We start from the raw sequence: 15,943 nt of genomic DNA, 5'->3' as shown, positions 1-15,943 counted from the left end.
GCCTGTCCCGGGCCGCACGTTCGTGCTTGTGCCGGTGACGGTCTTCTCCCCGGCCGGTCGGCACGGCGTCGAGGTCCGTCGTGGCCTCGCCGACCGGGCGAGGCGGCCGCCGGGGCCGTGCCGCCGCGTCGGGCTCCAAGCCGTGGTGGGCCACGGGATCCTGTGGCCGGTGTCCGAGGGGAGGGTGGGTTGTATGGTAAGAAAATCGGATGTAACGGACTTTCGGGGTGTCAGGGTGTGAAGCGGCGGTGCGTACGGCTCGTGCACCGGTCGGCGAGGCCGTCGGCGTCCCGCGATGGGCCGGGGCCCGTCCTCGCGGCGCACGGGGCCGGTGACGCGTACCCGAGCCCGCAGCCCGGCGGCGCACGGCGGTGACGGAGAGATGCAGGGCCGACCCGGACGCAAGTTGTCGCAGGCTCTGCCCGACCTCGTCGACCAGGCGATCGTGGTCTGCGACGCCTCCGGCGTGGTTTGCTGGTGCAACGGCCTGACCGGTGTCTACTTCCCGGACCTGCGGCCGGGGAAGGTGCCGGATGCCGCGGTGGCCGGGCCCCTCGGGCAGGCGGTCCTCTCCTCCGCGGCGCACTTCGACGCCGAGTTCCTCGGCCGGCGGCTGACCGGACGCAGGAGCACCGTGGAGGACTGCTCGGTGTGGCTCGTCCGTGACGAGACCGAGGTCCGCCGCTGCGAGGCCGAGCTGCGCGCCGAACGGTCACGGACGGCGTTCCTGAACGAGGCGGGCCGACGACTGGGGGCGTCCCTGCACCACGGCCGCACGGCCCGCAGCGTGGTGGAGCTCGCCGTGCCGGCCTTGGCGGACGCGGCGTTGCTCGTACTGCCGCCGCGTGCGGGCCACGCGGGCTGGTATCGCTGCGCCGCGCCGGGGACGGTGGAGTCGGGCACGTTGCCGGCGTCCTCCCTCCAGCGTGTGCCGCACCTGAGGCGGGCCCTGTCGGGCCTGTGGCAGCGGCCCGCCGCCTGCCCACCGGGAGAGTTCACCGAGCTCGATGGGGCGCCGCCGGAGCCCGGCGAGGGGGGAGGGGCGTCATTCGTGACGGCACTGCCGGGCAGCGAGGCCCCGGCGGGGGCCCTGGTTCTCTTCCGCTCGGCCGAAGCCGGGGGCTGGAGCGCCGAGGACGCCGCCGTGGTGGGTGACTTCGCCCTCCGGGCCGGTATGGCGCTGTCGACCGCCGCCCTCTTCGCCCAGCAGGCCCACACGGCGGCCGTGCTCCAGTCGGGCCTCAATCCGGCGCCCCTGCCCGACGTGCCGGGGGTGCGCCTGGGCGCCGCCTACCGCCCGGCCCCGGAGGAACTGGGCTTCGGCGGCGACTTCTACCAGGTGGAACCCACGCGGGGCGACGGCGGGGGTGTGGACTTCGCCCTGGGGGACGTGTGCGGCAAGGGCGTCGAGGCGGCCGTACTCACCGGCCACGTCCGCCAGAGCCTGCGGACCCTGGCCCTTGTCGAGTCCCGGCCACTGCGTGTGCTGGACGTGCTCAACCAGTCGCTGCTCGAGGCGGACTCGGGCCGATTCGCCAGTGTGGTCATCGGCACCGCCCGCCCGGGCTCCGGAGGTGCCCTGGACGTGGTCCTGGCCGGAGGCGGGCATCCGCCGCCGCTGGTGCTGCGCCGTGGCGGCGCCGTGGAGGCCGTGGTCGTGGGCGGGATGCTGGTCGGGGCCCTGCCCGGCCCGGAATTCGGCCAGGCCGGAGTGCACCTGGCGCCCGAGGAACTGATCCTGCTGTACAGCGACGGGGTCACCGAGGCGCGGGGCGGCGCCGAAGGTGCCGAGGAGTACGGAGCCGAGCGGCTGGCACACGACCTGGAGGTCTGCGCGGGGATGCCCGCCGGCGCGGTCGCCGAGCGGGTCGAGATGCGCGTCGCCGACTGGCTGGCCGGAGCTGCCCACGACGACATCGCGGTGCTGGTGCTGCAGGCCTCACCCGGTTCGTCCGGCACCGCCGGAGCCCTGCGGTGACCGGCGCGTGCGCCGTGGCGCCGGGCGTCCGCGCCGCCTTCGACGACCACCTCGCCCGCGCCGACGAGACCGGGGCAACCGCCCTCGCCCTGGGCCTGCTGCGGTCCGGTGCCTCGGCGGAGGAGGTTCTGCTCCGTCTGATCGCCCCGGCCCAGGCCGCTGTCGGCACCCGGTGGGTGTCCACTCGGTGGAGCGTCGCGCGGGAGCACGCCGCCACCCACGTGAGCGAGCGCGTGGTGGGCGCCGTGGCCGCCGAGGCCTCGGCGGCCCGCCCTCGGAACCCCGCGCCGGGCCGCCGTGTCCTGTGCGCGTGCGTCGAGGGGGAGCACCACACCCTGCCCGCGCGGATCGCCGCCGAGGTGCTGCGGCTGCGCGGCTTCGACCTGACGTTCCTGGGCGCCGACGTCCACGTCCCGCGCCTGGTGTCCCACCTGCACCGGCAGGGGCCCGACCTGGTGGCGCTGTCCTGCATGATCCCGGTATGCCTGCCTGCCGCACACCGCCTCGTCGAGTGCTCCCGGCGCGCCGGGGTGCCGGTGCTCGCGGGCGGGGCGGGCTTCGGACCCGCAGGCGTCTGGGCCCGCACGCTCGGAGCCGACCTGTACATGCCCGATCCGGCCGCCGCCGCCGACGCGCTCGCCGTACGGTGGCCGGACACCCCGGGCGAAACGGCGCCCCTGGAGCACCTGGCCGACGAGGAGCACTCCCGGATCGTCCGGCAGCGGTCCGAGTTGCTGCGGCGGCTGCTCGCCCGGCTGCGCGAGCGGTACCCGTCGCTGTGCGACCCCGGCGCGGAACATGCCGAGGCCGTTCGGGAGGACCTCGGCCGTCTCCCGGACGTACTGGCCGCGGCGAACTACGTCGACGATCCGCGGGTCCTCACCGACCACCTCTCCTTCGGTGCGGCGTTCCTCCGCGCCCGCGGCGTGCCCACCGCCGCTCTGGGCGTGGCCCTGGGGGCGCTGTCCGGCCCGCTCGGCGACCTTCCGCGGGCGTCCGGGCACCTGGACGCCGGGCGGCGGTGGCTGGCGGCAGCGGGCCAGGCCGTCCCGTCGGACTGACGGGGGGCGGCCGGCGTCGGCGCCGTGCCGTTGCGCCGAGCCGAGCGCGCGGGTGGCTCGTGCGGGCTCGGCCGAAGACCTGCACCGGCGTCCCGGCGGCCGCGCAGGTCACCGACGCGCAGGGACCACGGGGCCGCCCAGGGGAGTGCCGTCACCGGCGGCTGAGGCGCAGCGGCTGCCGCCGGCATCTTGTGGAGCCGAGCCGTCCGCCTCGGTATCGACACGGGAATCGTCCGACGCGCCCGGGGCATCCGGGCCGGATCGGCGTCGGGCCGAGTCGGCCGGGTCACCTCTTCGAGCGGCCCACGGCCGCGCCTATAGTCGGCGGCATGAGCCGTTGGGAGGAGTTGACCGGGGGAAGGTCGGGACAGGACTATGCCGCCCGGTTCGCGGCCCTGGCCCGTGGCGGGAAGGACGTGCACGGGGAGGCGCGGTTCTGCGCGGCGCTCGTGCCCGCCGGAGCGCGGGTGCTGGACGCCGGGTGCGGTACCGGGCGGGTCACGATCCGGCTCGCGGAGCTCGGGTACGACTGCGTCGGGGTCGACCTCGACGCGTCGATGCTGGCGGTGGCGCAGCAACAGGCGCCGGAACTGCCTTGGTTCCAGGCCGATCTGGCCGGGTTCGAGCCGAGCCTGCTCGGCATCGCGGCGGACTTCGATCTCGTGGTCGCTGCGGGCAACGTGCTCCCGCTGCTCGCCCCCGGCACCGAGGCCGCGGTGGTCGGTCGCCTGGCCGCGGCCCTGCGCCCGGGTGGTCTGATGGTCGCCGGGTTCGGCCTGGACGAAGCTCATCTGCCCGTGCCGCCCGGCATCGGCCTGGACGAGTACGACGACTGCTGCGCAGCGGCCGGCCTCACCCTCGTCGACCGCTTCGCCACCTGGGACGCGGACCCCTACGAAGGCGGCGGCTACGCCGTCAGTGTCCACCGCCGATGAGGTCCTGCGGCACGACCTGATCCCGCCCTGCCGGGCGGCCCCGCCGACCGCCTCCGCCTCGCCCGGATCCGTTCGACACCGCTGGTGCGACCGCTGTGGCCGGCAAGGGGTTCCGCCTGCCCTTCGCGGCATCTCGCCGCCCTCGGTCCTGAAGCCCCGGGCAGCCGCCGACCTGACACCTCGCCGGACGGCAAGGCCTGACCGAGTGTCAGATGATGAACGCCGGTAGCTGATGGTGAGTCAGCCCGCGCCAACTGTTCATTCTGCACGGGTGGTTCATGACAAAGGTGACTGTTGGGCTCATGCCGCGCATGACAATCTCGCTCCCGTCGATCGGACCGGAGGAAGGGGTGGCATGGACAAGCGGTACGAGGTGTTCTGTCTCGCCGACCGCCAGTTCTACGAGACCCCCGAGCGGCTGGCCGTCGTCCGCGAGCAAGCCGGGCCGCAGGAGTTCGAGCCGGCGCTGCGCCCGGCCCCCGAGGGCTGGCGGCGCACCCGCAAGGGGGACTGGCTGCATCTGAGGCCGTCCGGTCCCCACGGGCCCGCCCAGGGATGGAAGATCCACGTCTCGGCGTGCCTCGGCAACGCCGAGAAGTCCGCGGCCAAGCTGTGGGACTACTGCGTGTCGCGCGGCATCCCGTTCAAGTTCGTGCCCAGTGCCCGCGAGCTGTTTCTGCGCAACTCCAAGTACGCCGACCGCGGCGGCAGCGGCAAGTTCGCCACCGTCTACCCGGGCGACGAGGAACAACTGCACACCGTGCTGCGTGAACTGGACGAGGTGCTGGCCGGCGAGCCCGGCCCGTACATCCTCACCGACCTGCGCTGGAACGACGGCCCCCTGTACGTGCGCTACGGCGCCTTCGCGCCACGCTACTGCGCCGACGCCACCGGTGCGCTGGTGCCGGCCATCGAGGACGACCGAGGCCGGCTGATACCGGACCGCCGCGACCCGGTGTTCCATGTGCCGTCGTGGGTGCGGCTGCCGGCCTTCCTCGAACCCCAGCTCGCCGCGCGCGCCGCCACGACCGTCGCCGACCTCCCCTACCGCATCGAGCGGGCGCTGCACTTCTCCAACGGCGGCGGGGTCTACGCCGGCACCGACACCCGCACCGGCGAGCGGGTGGTGCTCAAGGAGGCCCGGCCGCACGCCGGACTCGCGGCGGACGGCGCCGACGCGGTGACCCGTCTCGAACGGGAGAGGACCGCCCTGGAACGGCTGGCCGGCCTGCACGTCGTGCCCGCCGTGCGCGACTGGCTCGACATCGGCGGGCACCGGTTCCTGGTGATGGACTTCCTGCCCGGCCGCACTCTCAACGCGTTCTTCGCCGAACGGCACCCGCTGATCGCCGCGCGTCCCGACCCCGAGGCCGTGGCCGACTACACCCGCTGGGCGCTGCGGCTGCACCGGGCGGTCGAGGAGGCCGTCGCCGCTGTGCACGGGCGCGGGGTGGTCATCGGCGATCTGCACATGTTCAACATCATGGTCGCACCCGACGAGGAGTCGGTCGCGCTGCTGGACTTCGAGGCCGCGGCCCCGGCCGAGGACGGCGCCCGCCAGACCGTCGCGCACCCCGGTTTCGTGGCACCGCCCGACCGCACCGGCTTCGCCATCGACCGGTACGCCCTGGCATGTCTGCGGCTCGCGCTGTTCCTTCCGCTGACGACGCTGCTGGCGATCGACCGCGGCAAGGCCGCCCACCTCGCCGGGCTGGTTCACAGCCACTTCCCGGACGTGCCCCGCCAGTGGCTCGCCGAGGCCGTCGCGGAGATCGAGGGCGGTGCACCGCCCTCGACACCGGCCGCGGCACCCTCCGCCGCACCGCCTGCGGACCTGCCGCAGGTGGCCGACTGGCCGCGCAGCCGGGACGCGATGGCCGCCGCCATCCTCGCCTCCGCCACCCCCGAACGCGACGACCGGCTGTTCCCCGGCGACATCGCCCAGTTCGGCGACGGCGGCGGCATCGGCATCGCACACGGCGCGGCGGGCGTGCTGTACGCCCTGGCCGCCACCGGCGCCGGCCGGTACCCGGACGGCGAGCAGTGGCTGCTGCGGCATGCCGCCGACCCGCCGCGCGGTACCCCGCCCGGCCTGTACGACGGGCTGCTCGGCGCGGCGTACGCGCTGGAGGGGCTCGGTCACGCCGACGCCGCGCTGGAGATCACCCACCGGGTGCTGAGCGAGAAGTGGGACCGCCTCGGCATCGGTCTGCACGGCGGACTGGCCGGCGTGGGCCTCGTCCTGGGCCATCTGGCGCGGCACGACCCGGCGCTGCACGAGCACGCCGACGACGTGGTGCGGCTGACCGCCCGCCGGCTGACCGCTGCGCCACCGGACCGCACCGGACTGCTGCACGGCGCCACCGGAGCGGCCCTGCTGTTCATCCGGCACCACGAACGCACCGGTGACCCCGCGCTGCTGGACGCCGCCGCCACCGCGCTCCGGACCGATCTGGCCCGCTGCGTGCGACGGCCGGACGGCACCCTCGTCGTCGACGACCGCACCCGCACCCTGCCGTACACCGGCGCGGGCAGCGTCGGCATCGCCATGGTGCTCGACGACTACCTCGCGCACCGCCACGAACCGGAGTTCGAGTCAACCCGGGCCGCCATCCTGCCGGCCGCCTGCTCCCGCTTCTACGCGCAGCCCGGCCTGTTCCGCGGCCGGGCCGGCATGGTCCTGCACCTGGCCCGCACCACCACGCCGGGCGAGCGCCCGGCCGCCGAACTCCCCGTCCAGCTCGCCGCCCTCGACTGGTACGCCATGCGCCAGGACAGCGGGCTGGCGTTCCCCGGCGACCAGATGATGCGGCTGTCCCACGACCTGGCCACCGGCACGGCGGGTTGCCTGCTCGCCGCCGGGGCGGCCCTCCACGCAGAGCCCGTCGGGCTCCCCTTCCTCCCGCCGCCACGGCCGCGGGACCACGAGCCGGCTCCGGACCCGGAGTCGTAACCCACCATCCCCGTCCCCACGAGGACACGGAAGGAAAGGAAACGATCATGTCGCTTCTCGACCTGCAGACGATGGAGACCCCCGAGCCGCAGGAAGACGAACTGCACGGCGGCGGCAGCGAGATCAGCCTGACGCTGTGCGACAGCGTCGCCAGCGTCACGCTCTGCCTCTGAGGCGCCGGCGGCCCTGACGGGCCGGCGCTGAAACGTCCCGGGCGGCTCCGAGCCGCCCGGGACACACCCTTTGATCTCACGACGTGGGCAGACTCCGGCAGGAAGGTGCGCATGACGAGGACCAGCGGGCAGTCCGCCATGCGACACAGCGCCTCAGAGCCCCGAACAAGACGGGCGTCCGTCTCGCGACGCCTGGCACGCACGCTCTCCGCGTCGCCGAAAGACCCTGGCGGCTCCGCTACGACGCCCTTCCCGCGCCTTGCGATCGCGCGCACCGTTCGCCGCGAGACGATCGGAGGCCCACTTCGCTCGGGGTTCCCACCCGCCGCCGTACTGTGCGCGGTCACCGTCTGCGGCTCGGCTGCCGCAGTGATCCTGCCCGCCGCACTCGGCCGCACCCTCGACCTGCTGCTCGCCCAGGAGGACCGCGCGGCCGCCACCCGCTGGACGCTGCTGTGCGGGTGCCTGCTGGCCGCCGTCTCCCTCTGTGACGCCTTGCAGACCTGGCTGACCGGCACCACCGACGCCCGCACCACCGCCCGGCTGCGCCGCCGGCTGATCCGCCGCGTCCTCGCGGCCGGCCCCGCCACCGCCCAGCGGTTCACCGTCGGCGACGTGGTGGCCCGCTGCACCGGCAACGCGGCAGCCGCCGGCACCGTGCCCACCTCGGTCGCCGCTCTGCTCGCCGCGCTCGTCACTCCGATCGGCGCCATCGTCGCCCTGGGCCTGATCGACCCCTGGCTGATGGGCGTCTTCCTGCTCGGTGCTCCGCTGCTCATCGCGCTGTTGCGCGCCTTCACCCGGGCCGGCACCGAGTGCGTCGCCCGCTACCAGCAGGCCCAGGCCGCCATCGCCGGACCGCTCGCGGAGGCCGTCGGCGGCGCCCGTACCATCGCCGCCGCCGGAACACAGGCCCGCGAGCGCGACCGCATCCTGCGCGCCCTGCCCGAACTGAGCCGCCACGGCCACCGCACCTGGCACATCCAGGGCCGGGCCGCCGCACAGGCGTCCGCGCTCGTCCCGCTGCTGCAGGCCGCGGTGGTCGCAGTCGGCGGGCTGCGGCTGGCCGGGGGCCGGCTCAGCGTCGGCGACCTGCTCGCCGCCTCCCGCTACGCCGTGCTCGCCGCCGGTATCGGCGTGATCGTCAGCCGGCTGGACGCCCTGGTCCGGGCCCGGACCGCGGCCGCCCGCACCGACGCCCTGCTCGAGCTGCCCCCCGTCGCCTACGGCAGCCGTCGACTGCCGCCGGGCCCCGGCCGACTGGAACTGCGCGGTGTGAGCGTGGCGCGCGGCGGTGCAACGGTACTGAGCGAGCTGGACCTGGTGGTGCCCGGTGGCACGTCGCTCGCCGTGGTCGGGCGCTCGGGATCCGGCAAGTCCCTGCTCGCCGCGGTGGCCGGTCGGCTGGCCGATCCTGATCGCGGCGCGGTCCTCCTCGACGGCGTGCCGCTGGACGAACTCGACCGGTCCGCACTGCGCGCCGGGATCGGCTACGCCTTCGAACGGCCCGCGCTGTTCGGAGAGACGATCGCCGACGCCATCGGTCACGCCGCCCCCGAAGCGGACCTGGACCGCGTCACCGCCGCGGCCCGGTCGGCCGGTGCGGACGGCTTCGTCAAACTCCTGCCCGACGGCTACCGCACGCCCCTGGCCGACGCCCCGCTGTCCGGCGGGGAGGCGCAACGCCTCGGCCTGGCGCGCGCCTTCGCCCACGCCGGCAGGTTGCTCATCCTGGACGACGCCACCTCCAGCCTCGACACCGTCACCGAACGGCACGTCACCGACGCCCTGATGCACCACACCGGCGGCCGCACCCGCCTGGTCATCGCACACCGCGCGGCCACCGCCGCCCGCGCCGACACGGTCGCCTGGCTCGACGGCGGCCGCATCAGGGCGCTCGCGCCGCACCGCGAGCTGTGGCGGCTGCCGGAGTACCGGGCGGCCTTCGCGGAGGGGGACGGATGAAGCCGCGTGCCCGCTTCCGGTCGGGTCCCGGAGGGCGTCTGGCCGCCGGGCGGGCCGCCCGCACGGTGCCCCCCGCAGCGGAGCGGCGCCTCACCGGACCGGGGAGCCCCCGCCACCTGCTGGTGCGGCAGGGGCTGCGGTTCCTGCGACGGCGGGCCGCAGTACTGGTGGCGCTGGCGTTGTGGTCGCTTCTGGAGACCGGGCAGACCTTCATCGGCGGCTATGCGATGGCCCGTGCCGTGGACGCGGGTTTCCTCGCCGGCCGTCCGGGCGCCGGCCTCGGCTGGCTGGCCGTGGGTGCGGTCGGCATCCTGCTCGGCGCCTTCGGTACCGGGCGCTCCTACGCCGGCGTCGCCGCGCTCGCCGAGCCGCTGCGGGACGCGCTGGTACGACGGGTGGTGCACGGTGCCCTCGGCAAGCCGGCCTCCGGCGCCGTCGCACGGCTCACCCAACAGGTCGAGATCGCCCGGGAGAGCTTCGCCGGACTGGTGATGGTGGCCCGGTCGTTCGTGTTCACCGCCGCCGGGGCGCTGGCGGGCCTGGCGTCCCTGTCGCCTGCCCTGCTGCCGGTGGTGGGAGTGCCGCTGGTGGCGGGGCTCGCGGCGTTCGCCGTGTCGCTGCGGCCCATGGCGACCCGGCAGCGCGTGTTCCTCGCCGCGGGCGAGAAGCTGGCCGATGAGCTGCAGGCCACCGCCACCGGGCTGCGCGACGTGGTCGCCTGCGGGGCGGAGGACCGGGCCGGGCGACGCGCCGAGGAGCGGATCGCCGCCGAGTACCGGGCCGCTCGGGCGCTCGCGCGGTGGGGCACGCTCCGGATCGTCGCCCTGGCCGCCGGCAGCCGGCTGCCCCTGGTGCTCCTGCTGGTCGCCGCGCCGTGGCTGTCGGCCCGCGGCGTGACCGCCGGTGACCTGCTCGGCGCGCTGACCTACCTGACGCAGTCGCTCTCGCCGGCGTTGCAGGCGCTGGTGCACGGCTTCGCCGGGGCGGGCACCCGGCTGACCGTCGTCATCGACCGCCTGACCGCAGCCTCCGATCCCGCACCACCGCCGTCCGAGGTGCAGCCGGAGGCGCCGGTGGCCGGGCGGGCACCGGCGGTGGAGCTGCGGGGGGTGAGGTTCGCCTACGGCGCGGGCGCCCGGCCCGTGGTGGACGGCCTCGACCTGGCCGTGGCGCCCGGCGAGTGGCTGGCCGTCGTGGGGCCCAGCGGGGTCGGCAAGTCCACGCTCGCCGGGCTGGTGGCCGGGACACTCGCGCCGCACGCCGGGCAGGTGCGGGTGCACGGTGTGGCGGTGCCCGGGAGCGAACCGACCCGGCAGGCCGCACTGCGGGTGCTCATCCCCCAGGAGGCCTACGTCTTCACCGGGACACTGCGTGACAACCTCGGCTATCTGCGCCCGTGCGCCGCGCCCGTCGGCGACAGCGAACTCCGCGCGGCAGCCGGCGCGTTGGGCCTCGGTGAACTGGTGGCCCGGCTGGGCGGCTGGGACACCGAGCTGGATCCGGCGGCGCTGTCCGCCGGGGAGCGGCAGCTGATCGCCCTCGCCCGCGCCTGGCTCAGCCCCGCGCCGGTCGCGCTGCTGGACGAGGCGACCTGTCATCTGGACCCGGCGGCTGAGGCGCGCGTCGAGCGCGCCTTCGCCGCCGGGAGGGGCGGCACCCTGGTGGTGATCGCGCACCGCATCAGCTCCGCGCGCCGGGCAGGCCGGGTGCTGGTGCTGGACGGCGCTGAGGTGGTCGGCGGCACCCACGAGGAACTGCTGCGTCGTTCAGCCCTCTACCGGGACCTGGTCGGCGCCTGGGACGACGGTTCACAGCCACCCGGCGCCGTGGGAGATGCGGATCGCGTCGACCCGGTTGCGGCCCCCGGTCTTGCGGGTGATGGAGGCCATGTAGTTGCGCACCGTGCCGTTGCACAGGTGCAGACTGCGGGCGATCTCCGAGATGGACGCCCCCTCGGCGGCCAGTGACAGCACGCTGAGCTCCCGCGGCGTGAGCGGTATCTCGGAGGCCCGCAGGAAGTCGTGACCGAGCGAGCTGTCGACGAAACGTTCCCCCTTGGCGACCCGGCGGATGGCCCTCAGCAGCGCGTCCGGCGCGGCGTCCTTGTTGACGAAGCCCAGCGGGCGAGCCCGCCACATCCTGCGCAGCAGGCCCGGTCTGCCGGGCGTGGCGAGCACCAGCAGGCCAGGACCGCCCGAGCCGTCGGACAGCGAGGCCAGGCCGGCCAGCTCGGCCGACTCCGGACCGTAGGCGGCCCCCGGAGCGGCGGACGTGTCCACGTCCACCACACACACCTGCGGCCCCAGTGAGCGGGCCTCCGACACCGCGTCCCCCCAGCCGGACGTGGCGACTTCCAACCCACTGTCCTGCCCTAACAGCGCCGCGAGCGCCGACCGCAGCAGCCTGTTCTCATGGACCAGAAGCACTCCGATCACAAGCCCTCCCCAAGTAGCCCCGTCCTACGGGTGTCGTCACGAAACACGATCACCCGTACCCGGTGGGTAACCGGGCATGGGGGTGGAAACCAGCCAAGCAACTCTCAAGGGGGCGCCCGCCGTGTGAGACGACGGCAGACCTGGGAAAGGTGGGTCGGCTTTCGCTCACGACGGTGCGGCGCTGCGAAGGTGTTCCCTCAGCCACTGCTCGGTGTGGCTGACGTGCATCAGTGCGGCGGCCTGGCTGAGGGCGGCGTCACGGGTGCACAGGGCGTCGAAGATCGCCTCGTGTTCCGCGAGGGTCCTCCCCGCGGCCTGGTCGTCGACCAGACCGCGCCAGATGCGGGCGCGCAGGGTACGGCCCGAGATGCCCTCCAGCAGGGTGAGCAGCGTCTCGTTGCCCGTGGCCGAGACCACGGCGCGGTGGAACGCCGCGTCGTGCGCGTTCAGCTGCTCGACGTCGTCGCGGGCCTCTCGCATCGTGTCCAGGTGCCGCTTCACCTCTGCCAGTTGGTCGTCGGAGATCCGGGTGGCGGCGAGAGCGGTGGCGACCGGTTCGAGGAGCCGGCGAACCTCCATCAGGTCCAGCAGTGCCGCCGAGTCGCTCTGCAGCAGTTCCACCGCGCCTCCGAGGCCCTCGAACAGCAGGCTCGGCTGGAGGCTGGTCACATAGGTGCCGTCGCCCCTTCGGACTTCGAGCACACGGGCGACCGCGAGTGCCTTGACCGCTTCGCGGGCCAGGTTGCGGGACAGGCCCAGCTGGGCCGCCAGCTCCGGCTCCGGCGGCAGCTTCGAGCCCGGGGGCAGCGCCCCGGTGCGGATGAGCTCGCGGATCTGCTCAATGGCCCTGTCCGTCAGAGACAACGCGCACCCCTTCCGTCTCCGGAGTGTTCTCCGCGCCGTTCCGCGGGGGTACGTCCGGCCTGATCAGGCCCTGGGTGCGAAGGTCGTCCCAGAGAGCGTCCGGCACGTGCCGACGGTGGAGTTCCACGTTGCGCCTGACCTGCTTCTGATCCCTCATTCCCAGAGTGACGTTGATGATACTGGGATGGCTGAAGGGGAAAGCGATCGCGGCGGCGGGCAGGGTGGTGCCGTGACGTTCGCAGACCTCGGCGATGGCCAGGGCACGGGCGACCACGTCCGGCGGGGCGTCCTTGTAGTCGTACTTCATGCCCGGCGTCGGACGCCCCCGGGAGAGCAGCCCCGAGTTGAACACGCCGACCGCGATCACGCTCTTGCCGTGTTCCCGCGCGGCGGGCAGCACGTCGTCCAGCGCCGACTGGTCGAGGAGCGTGTAACGTCCGGCCAGCATCACCACGTCGGCCGCGGTCTCCCGCAGGAAGCGGGCGAGCATGGCCGACTGGTTCATACCGGCGCCGATCGCGCCGATCACCCCCTGGTCGCGCAGGTCCGCGAGGGCGGGCAGGGCCTCCTCGGCGGCCTGCCGCCAGTGGTCGTCGGGATCGTGCACGTACACGACGTCGAGACGGCCGAGACCTGTGCGCTCCAAGGTGGCGTCGAGGGAGCGGAGCACGCCGTCCCGGCTGAAGTCCCACTGGCGGCGCAGGTCGTCCGGGACGACGAATCCCGCGCTGTCGACGCCCCGCGGCCGCTCGTTGGGCACGAGCAGCCGGCCCACCTTGGACGAGACGACGTACTGCTCGCGTGGACGACCGCGCAGGGCCGCCCCCAGGCGCCGCTCGGACAGGCCGAGCCCGTAGTGCGGCGCGGTGTCGAAGTACCGGATGCCGCTGTCCCAGGCCGCCTCCACCGCGGCGGTCGCGTCCCGGACCGGCGTCACCCGGTAGAGGTTGCCGATGACGGAGGCCCCGAAGCCCAGCTCGGTGACGTCGACGGTGGTGTTCGTGATCTTCCGGGTTCGCACAGCATGCTCCTCGGGTGCTACGGGCGGGGCAGGGGGCACCGATCAGCGTCTGACGGCGGCCGAGCCTCTCGCCACGAGCGCTTCGACCTCGGTGAGCGAGGCCATGGAGACATCGCCGGGCGTGGTCATGACGAGCGCGCCGTGCGCCGTGCCGTAGGCGAGGGCCCGCTTCAGACAGGCGGCGGTGAGCGGGCCACCGGTCGGCTCGGAGGCGGTGCGCCGGAGCCATGCCGAAACGGCCGTGGACTCCTCCTCGGAGCGGGGGGCGGACGTCAGCAGCCCGTGGATCAGTCCGGCCGCGAAGGCGTCGCCGGAGCCGATGCGGTCCAGGACGTGCAGGCCGGGCATGTCGGGGCCCGCGACGAAGCCGGTCGCCGGTGACCAGGCCGCCGAGGACCAGTCGTTCACACCTGCCGAGGGCACGCCGCGGAGCGTCGTGGCCAGTACCGCCACCCCGGGCAGCAGACCGGCCACCTCGGCGAGCGCGTCCGGCACCTCGTCCGCGTGGACGTGCCGCGTTCCCGGGTGCGGTCCGGCGAGGCCGAGGGCACCCACCACCACGTCGGCGTGCCGGGCGAGCCGCAGGTCCACCTCCCGGGCCCGTGCGGCGCCACCCCGGTCGGCCCAGAGGCTCGGACGGTAGTTGGGATCGTAGGAAACGGTGACGCCGTGCCGGCGCGCCGCGGCCATCGCCTCGTCCGCCACGTCCACCGTGGTGTCCGACAGGCCGGCGAAGACGCCGCCTGTGTGGAACCAGCGCGGGCCCCCGGCGAACAGCGCCTCCCAGTCGATGTCCCCCTTGCGCAGCTGGGACACGGCCGTGTTCGCGCGGTCGCTGACGCCGAGCGCGCCCCGGATGCCGAAGCCCCGTTCCACGAAGTTCAGCCCGTTGCGGGCGGTGCGGCCGATACCGTCGTCGGGCACCCAGCGGATCAGGGAGGTGTCGACTCCGCCCTGGAGGACCAGGTCCTCGGCGAGCCTGCCCACCGCGTTGTCGACCAGGGCGGTCACGACGGCCGTGCGCAGACCGAAGCAGCGGCGCAGCCCGCGCACGACGTTGTACTCGCCGCCGCCCTCCCAGACCTGGAAGGTGCGGGCGGTGCGGACGCGGCCCTCGCCGGGGTCGAGGCGGAGCATCACCTCGCCGAGGGCGACAACCTCGGGGACGCTCATCTCGAACTCCTCTCGACGGCCTCGGCGGTCAGTCGCCGGACCCCCTCGTAGTCGCCGCGCTCCAGATGGCCGGTGGTCGCCATCCAGCTGCCGCCGACGGCGAGGACCGACGGGTGGGACAGGTAGGCGGGCAGGTGTCCGGGGCCGATGCCTCCGGTCGGCAGGAAGCGTGCCTGGGGAAAGGGAGCGGCGAGCGCCCTGAGGACGCCCGCGCCGCCGAGAGGCTCGGCGGGGAACAGCTTGACCGTGTCGAGGCCCGCGCGCAGGGCGCGCATCAGCTCCGTGGCGGTGGCGACGCCCGGTACGACGGGCACGTCGAGCTCCACGCACGCGGCGACGACCTCGGCGTCGTAACCGGGGGAGACCACGAAGCGGGCCCCGGCCGAAACGGCCCGCTCGGCCTGCTCGGAGGTGAGCACGGTGCCCGCGCCGACCGCCAGCCCGCCGTGAGCCGCCATCGCCTTCACCACCTGCTCGGCGTCCGGGGTGCGGAAGGTGACCTCGGCGCACCGGGCTCCGCCCGCCGTGAGTGCGTCGGCGAGCGGGCCGGCGTTGGCGACGGACGGAACCGTGAGCACCGGCAGGATCCGGGTGCCGGCCAGCACGGAGGTGAGAGACGCGGTCATCGGCCCAGCCATCCGCCGTCGACGGGCAGGACGGTGCCGTGGACGTAGGCGGCGGCGTCGGAGGCCAGGAAAACGCCGGCGCCCGCGAGGTCGTCGGCGGTGCCCCAGCGCCCGGCGGGGATGCGGTCCAGGATCGCCTTGCCGCGCACCGGATCGTCCCGCAGGGCCTGGGTGTTGTCGGTGGCGATGTAGCCCGGTGCGATGGCGTTGACGTTGACGCCGTGCGGGGCCCACTCGTTGGCCAGCGCCTTGGTCAGTCCGGCGATGCCGTGTTTGGCGGCGGTGTAGCCGGGCACGGTGATGCCGCCCTGGAAACTGAGCAGCGACGCCGTGAAGATGATCTTCCCCCGGCCGCGGGCCACCATCGCCGCGCCGACCGCCCGGCTGAGTGCGAACTGGGCGTTGAGGTTGACCTGGAGGACCAACTCCCAGTCCGCGTCCGAGTGTTCGGCCGCAGGAGACCGGCGGATCGTGCCCGCGTTGTTGACCAGGATGTCCACCGGCCGCCGGCGGCCCGCGAGGTCCGCGCCCAGGGCCCGTACGGCGTCGGGATCGGCGAAGTCGGTCCGGATCGCCTCGAAGGTGCGCCCCGCGGCGACGACGTCCTTCTCCACCGCGCTGCCGGACTCCTCCAGTGAGGCGCTGACGCCGATGACGTCCGCGCCGGCCTCGGCCAGCGCACGGGCCACGGCTCGGCCGATGCCGCGCCGGGCGCCGGTGACGACGGCGAGCCGGCCGGTCAGGTCGAAAAGAGGCATC

12 protein-coding genes and 1 pseudogene are annotated in these 15,943 nt (G+C 74.5%); 7 read left to right on the top strand and 6 right to left on the bottom strand.

Annotated features, from left to right (window positions below; all coding sequences use genetic code 11):
- Positions 1–382 precede the first annotated feature (382 nt).
- The 7 genes from AC5WS8_RS04085 to AC5WS8_RS04055 all read left to right on the top strand — a co-directional run bounded on the left by AC5WS8_RS04085 (position 383) and on the right by AC5WS8_RS04055 (position 11,032).
- Positions 383–1,978, top strand: a complete 1,596-nt coding sequence (locus tag AC5WS8_RS04085) for a PP2C family protein-serine/threonine phosphatase (protein ID WP_496101843.1) — start codon at positions 383–385, stop codon at positions 1,976–1,978.
- A complete protein-coding gene (locus tag AC5WS8_RS04080) occupies positions 1,975–3,039 on the top strand; it encodes a cobalamin B12-binding domain-containing protein (RefSeq protein WP_496101842.1) in 1,065 nt (354 codons plus the stop codon). Before AC5WS8_RS04085 ends, AC5WS8_RS04080 begins: the two co-directional genes overlap by 4 nt.
- Positions 3,040–3,368: 329 nt before the next feature.
- Positions 3,369–3,974 carry a class I SAM-dependent methyltransferase gene (locus AC5WS8_RS04075; protein ID WP_496101841.1) on the top strand — a complete coding sequence of 202 codons (606 nt, stop codon included), beginning with the start codon at positions 3,369–3,371 and terminating at the stop codon, positions 3,972–3,974.
- Between the two features lie 355 nt (positions 3,975–4,329).
- Positions 4,330–6,927 carry a class III lanthionine synthetase LanKC gene (lanKC, locus tag AC5WS8_RS04070; protein ID WP_496101840.1) on the top strand — a complete coding sequence of 866 codons (2,598 nt, stop codon included), beginning with the start codon at positions 4,330–4,332 and terminating at the stop codon, positions 6,925–6,927.
- A gap of 47 nt (positions 6,928–6,974) precedes the next feature.
- Positions 6,975–7,100, top strand: a complete 126-nt coding sequence (locus AC5WS8_RS04065; protein WP_496101839.1) for a SapB/AmfS family lanthipeptide — start codon at positions 6,975–6,977, stop codon at positions 7,098–7,100.
- Between the two features lie 138 nt (positions 7,101–7,238).
- The gene (locus tag AC5WS8_RS04060; protein ID WP_496101949.1) at positions 7,239–9,065 is read left to right on the top strand and encodes an ABC transporter ATP-binding protein; all 1,827 of its coding nucleotides are present in this window, start codon (positions 7,239–7,241) and stop codon (positions 9,063–9,065) included.
- Positions 9,062–11,032, top strand: a complete 1,971-nt coding sequence (locus AC5WS8_RS04055; protein WP_496101838.1) for an ABC transporter ATP-binding protein — start codon at positions 9,062–9,064, stop codon at positions 11,030–11,032. The genes AC5WS8_RS04060 and AC5WS8_RS04055 overlap by 4 nt, the downstream gene beginning before the upstream one ends.
- On the opposite strand, the pseudogene AC5WS8_RS04050 reads toward AC5WS8_RS04055, so the two are convergent.
- From AC5WS8_RS04050 to AC5WS8_RS04025, 6 genes and pseudogenes are all read right to left on the bottom strand, one after another.
- Positions 10,958–11,203, bottom strand: a pseudogene (locus tag AC5WS8_RS04050) (response regulator transcription factor); the annotation flags it as partial. The gene AC5WS8_RS04055 and the pseudogene AC5WS8_RS04050 sit on opposite strands and share 75 nt — an antisense overlap.
- 462 nt (positions 11,204–11,665) lie before the next feature.
- On the bottom strand, positions 11,666–12,364 hold the full coding sequence (locus AC5WS8_RS04045) for a FadR/GntR family transcriptional regulator (protein WP_496101837.1): 699 nt from the start codon (positions 12,362–12,364) through the stop codon (positions 11,666–11,668).
- A complete protein-coding gene (locus AC5WS8_RS04040) occupies positions 12,339–13,385 on the bottom strand; it encodes an aldo/keto reductase (RefSeq protein WP_496101836.1) in 1,047 nt (348 codons plus the stop codon). Before AC5WS8_RS04040 ends, AC5WS8_RS04045 begins: the two co-directional genes overlap by 26 nt.
- A gap of 42 nt (positions 13,386–13,427) precedes the next feature.
- Positions 13,428–14,558 (bottom strand): PfkB family carbohydrate kinase, encoded by a 1,131-nt coding sequence (locus tag AC5WS8_RS04035; RefSeq protein WP_496101835.1) that lies wholly within the window; start codon positions 14,556–14,558, stop codon positions 13,428–13,430.
- Positions 14,555–15,184, bottom strand: a complete 630-nt coding sequence (locus AC5WS8_RS04030; RefSeq protein WP_496101834.1) for a bifunctional 4-hydroxy-2-oxoglutarate aldolase/2-dehydro-3-deoxy-phosphogluconate aldolase — start codon at positions 15,182–15,184, stop codon at positions 14,555–14,557. Before AC5WS8_RS04030 ends, AC5WS8_RS04035 begins: the two co-directional genes overlap by 4 nt.
- Positions 15,181–15,942 carry an SDR family oxidoreductase gene (locus tag AC5WS8_RS04025; RefSeq protein ID WP_496101833.1) on the bottom strand — a complete coding sequence of 254 codons (762 nt, stop codon included), beginning with the start codon at positions 15,940–15,942 and terminating at the stop codon, positions 15,181–15,183. Before AC5WS8_RS04025 ends, AC5WS8_RS04030 begins: the two co-directional genes overlap by 4 nt.
- Position 15,943: the final 1 nt, after the last annotated feature.

The sequence above is a fragment of the Streptomyces sp. PTL18 genome, assembly GCF_059510295.1.
The sequence above is the reverse complement of the archived record's forward strand: the minus strand, read 5'-3'. Positions and strand labels throughout refer to the sequence as shown.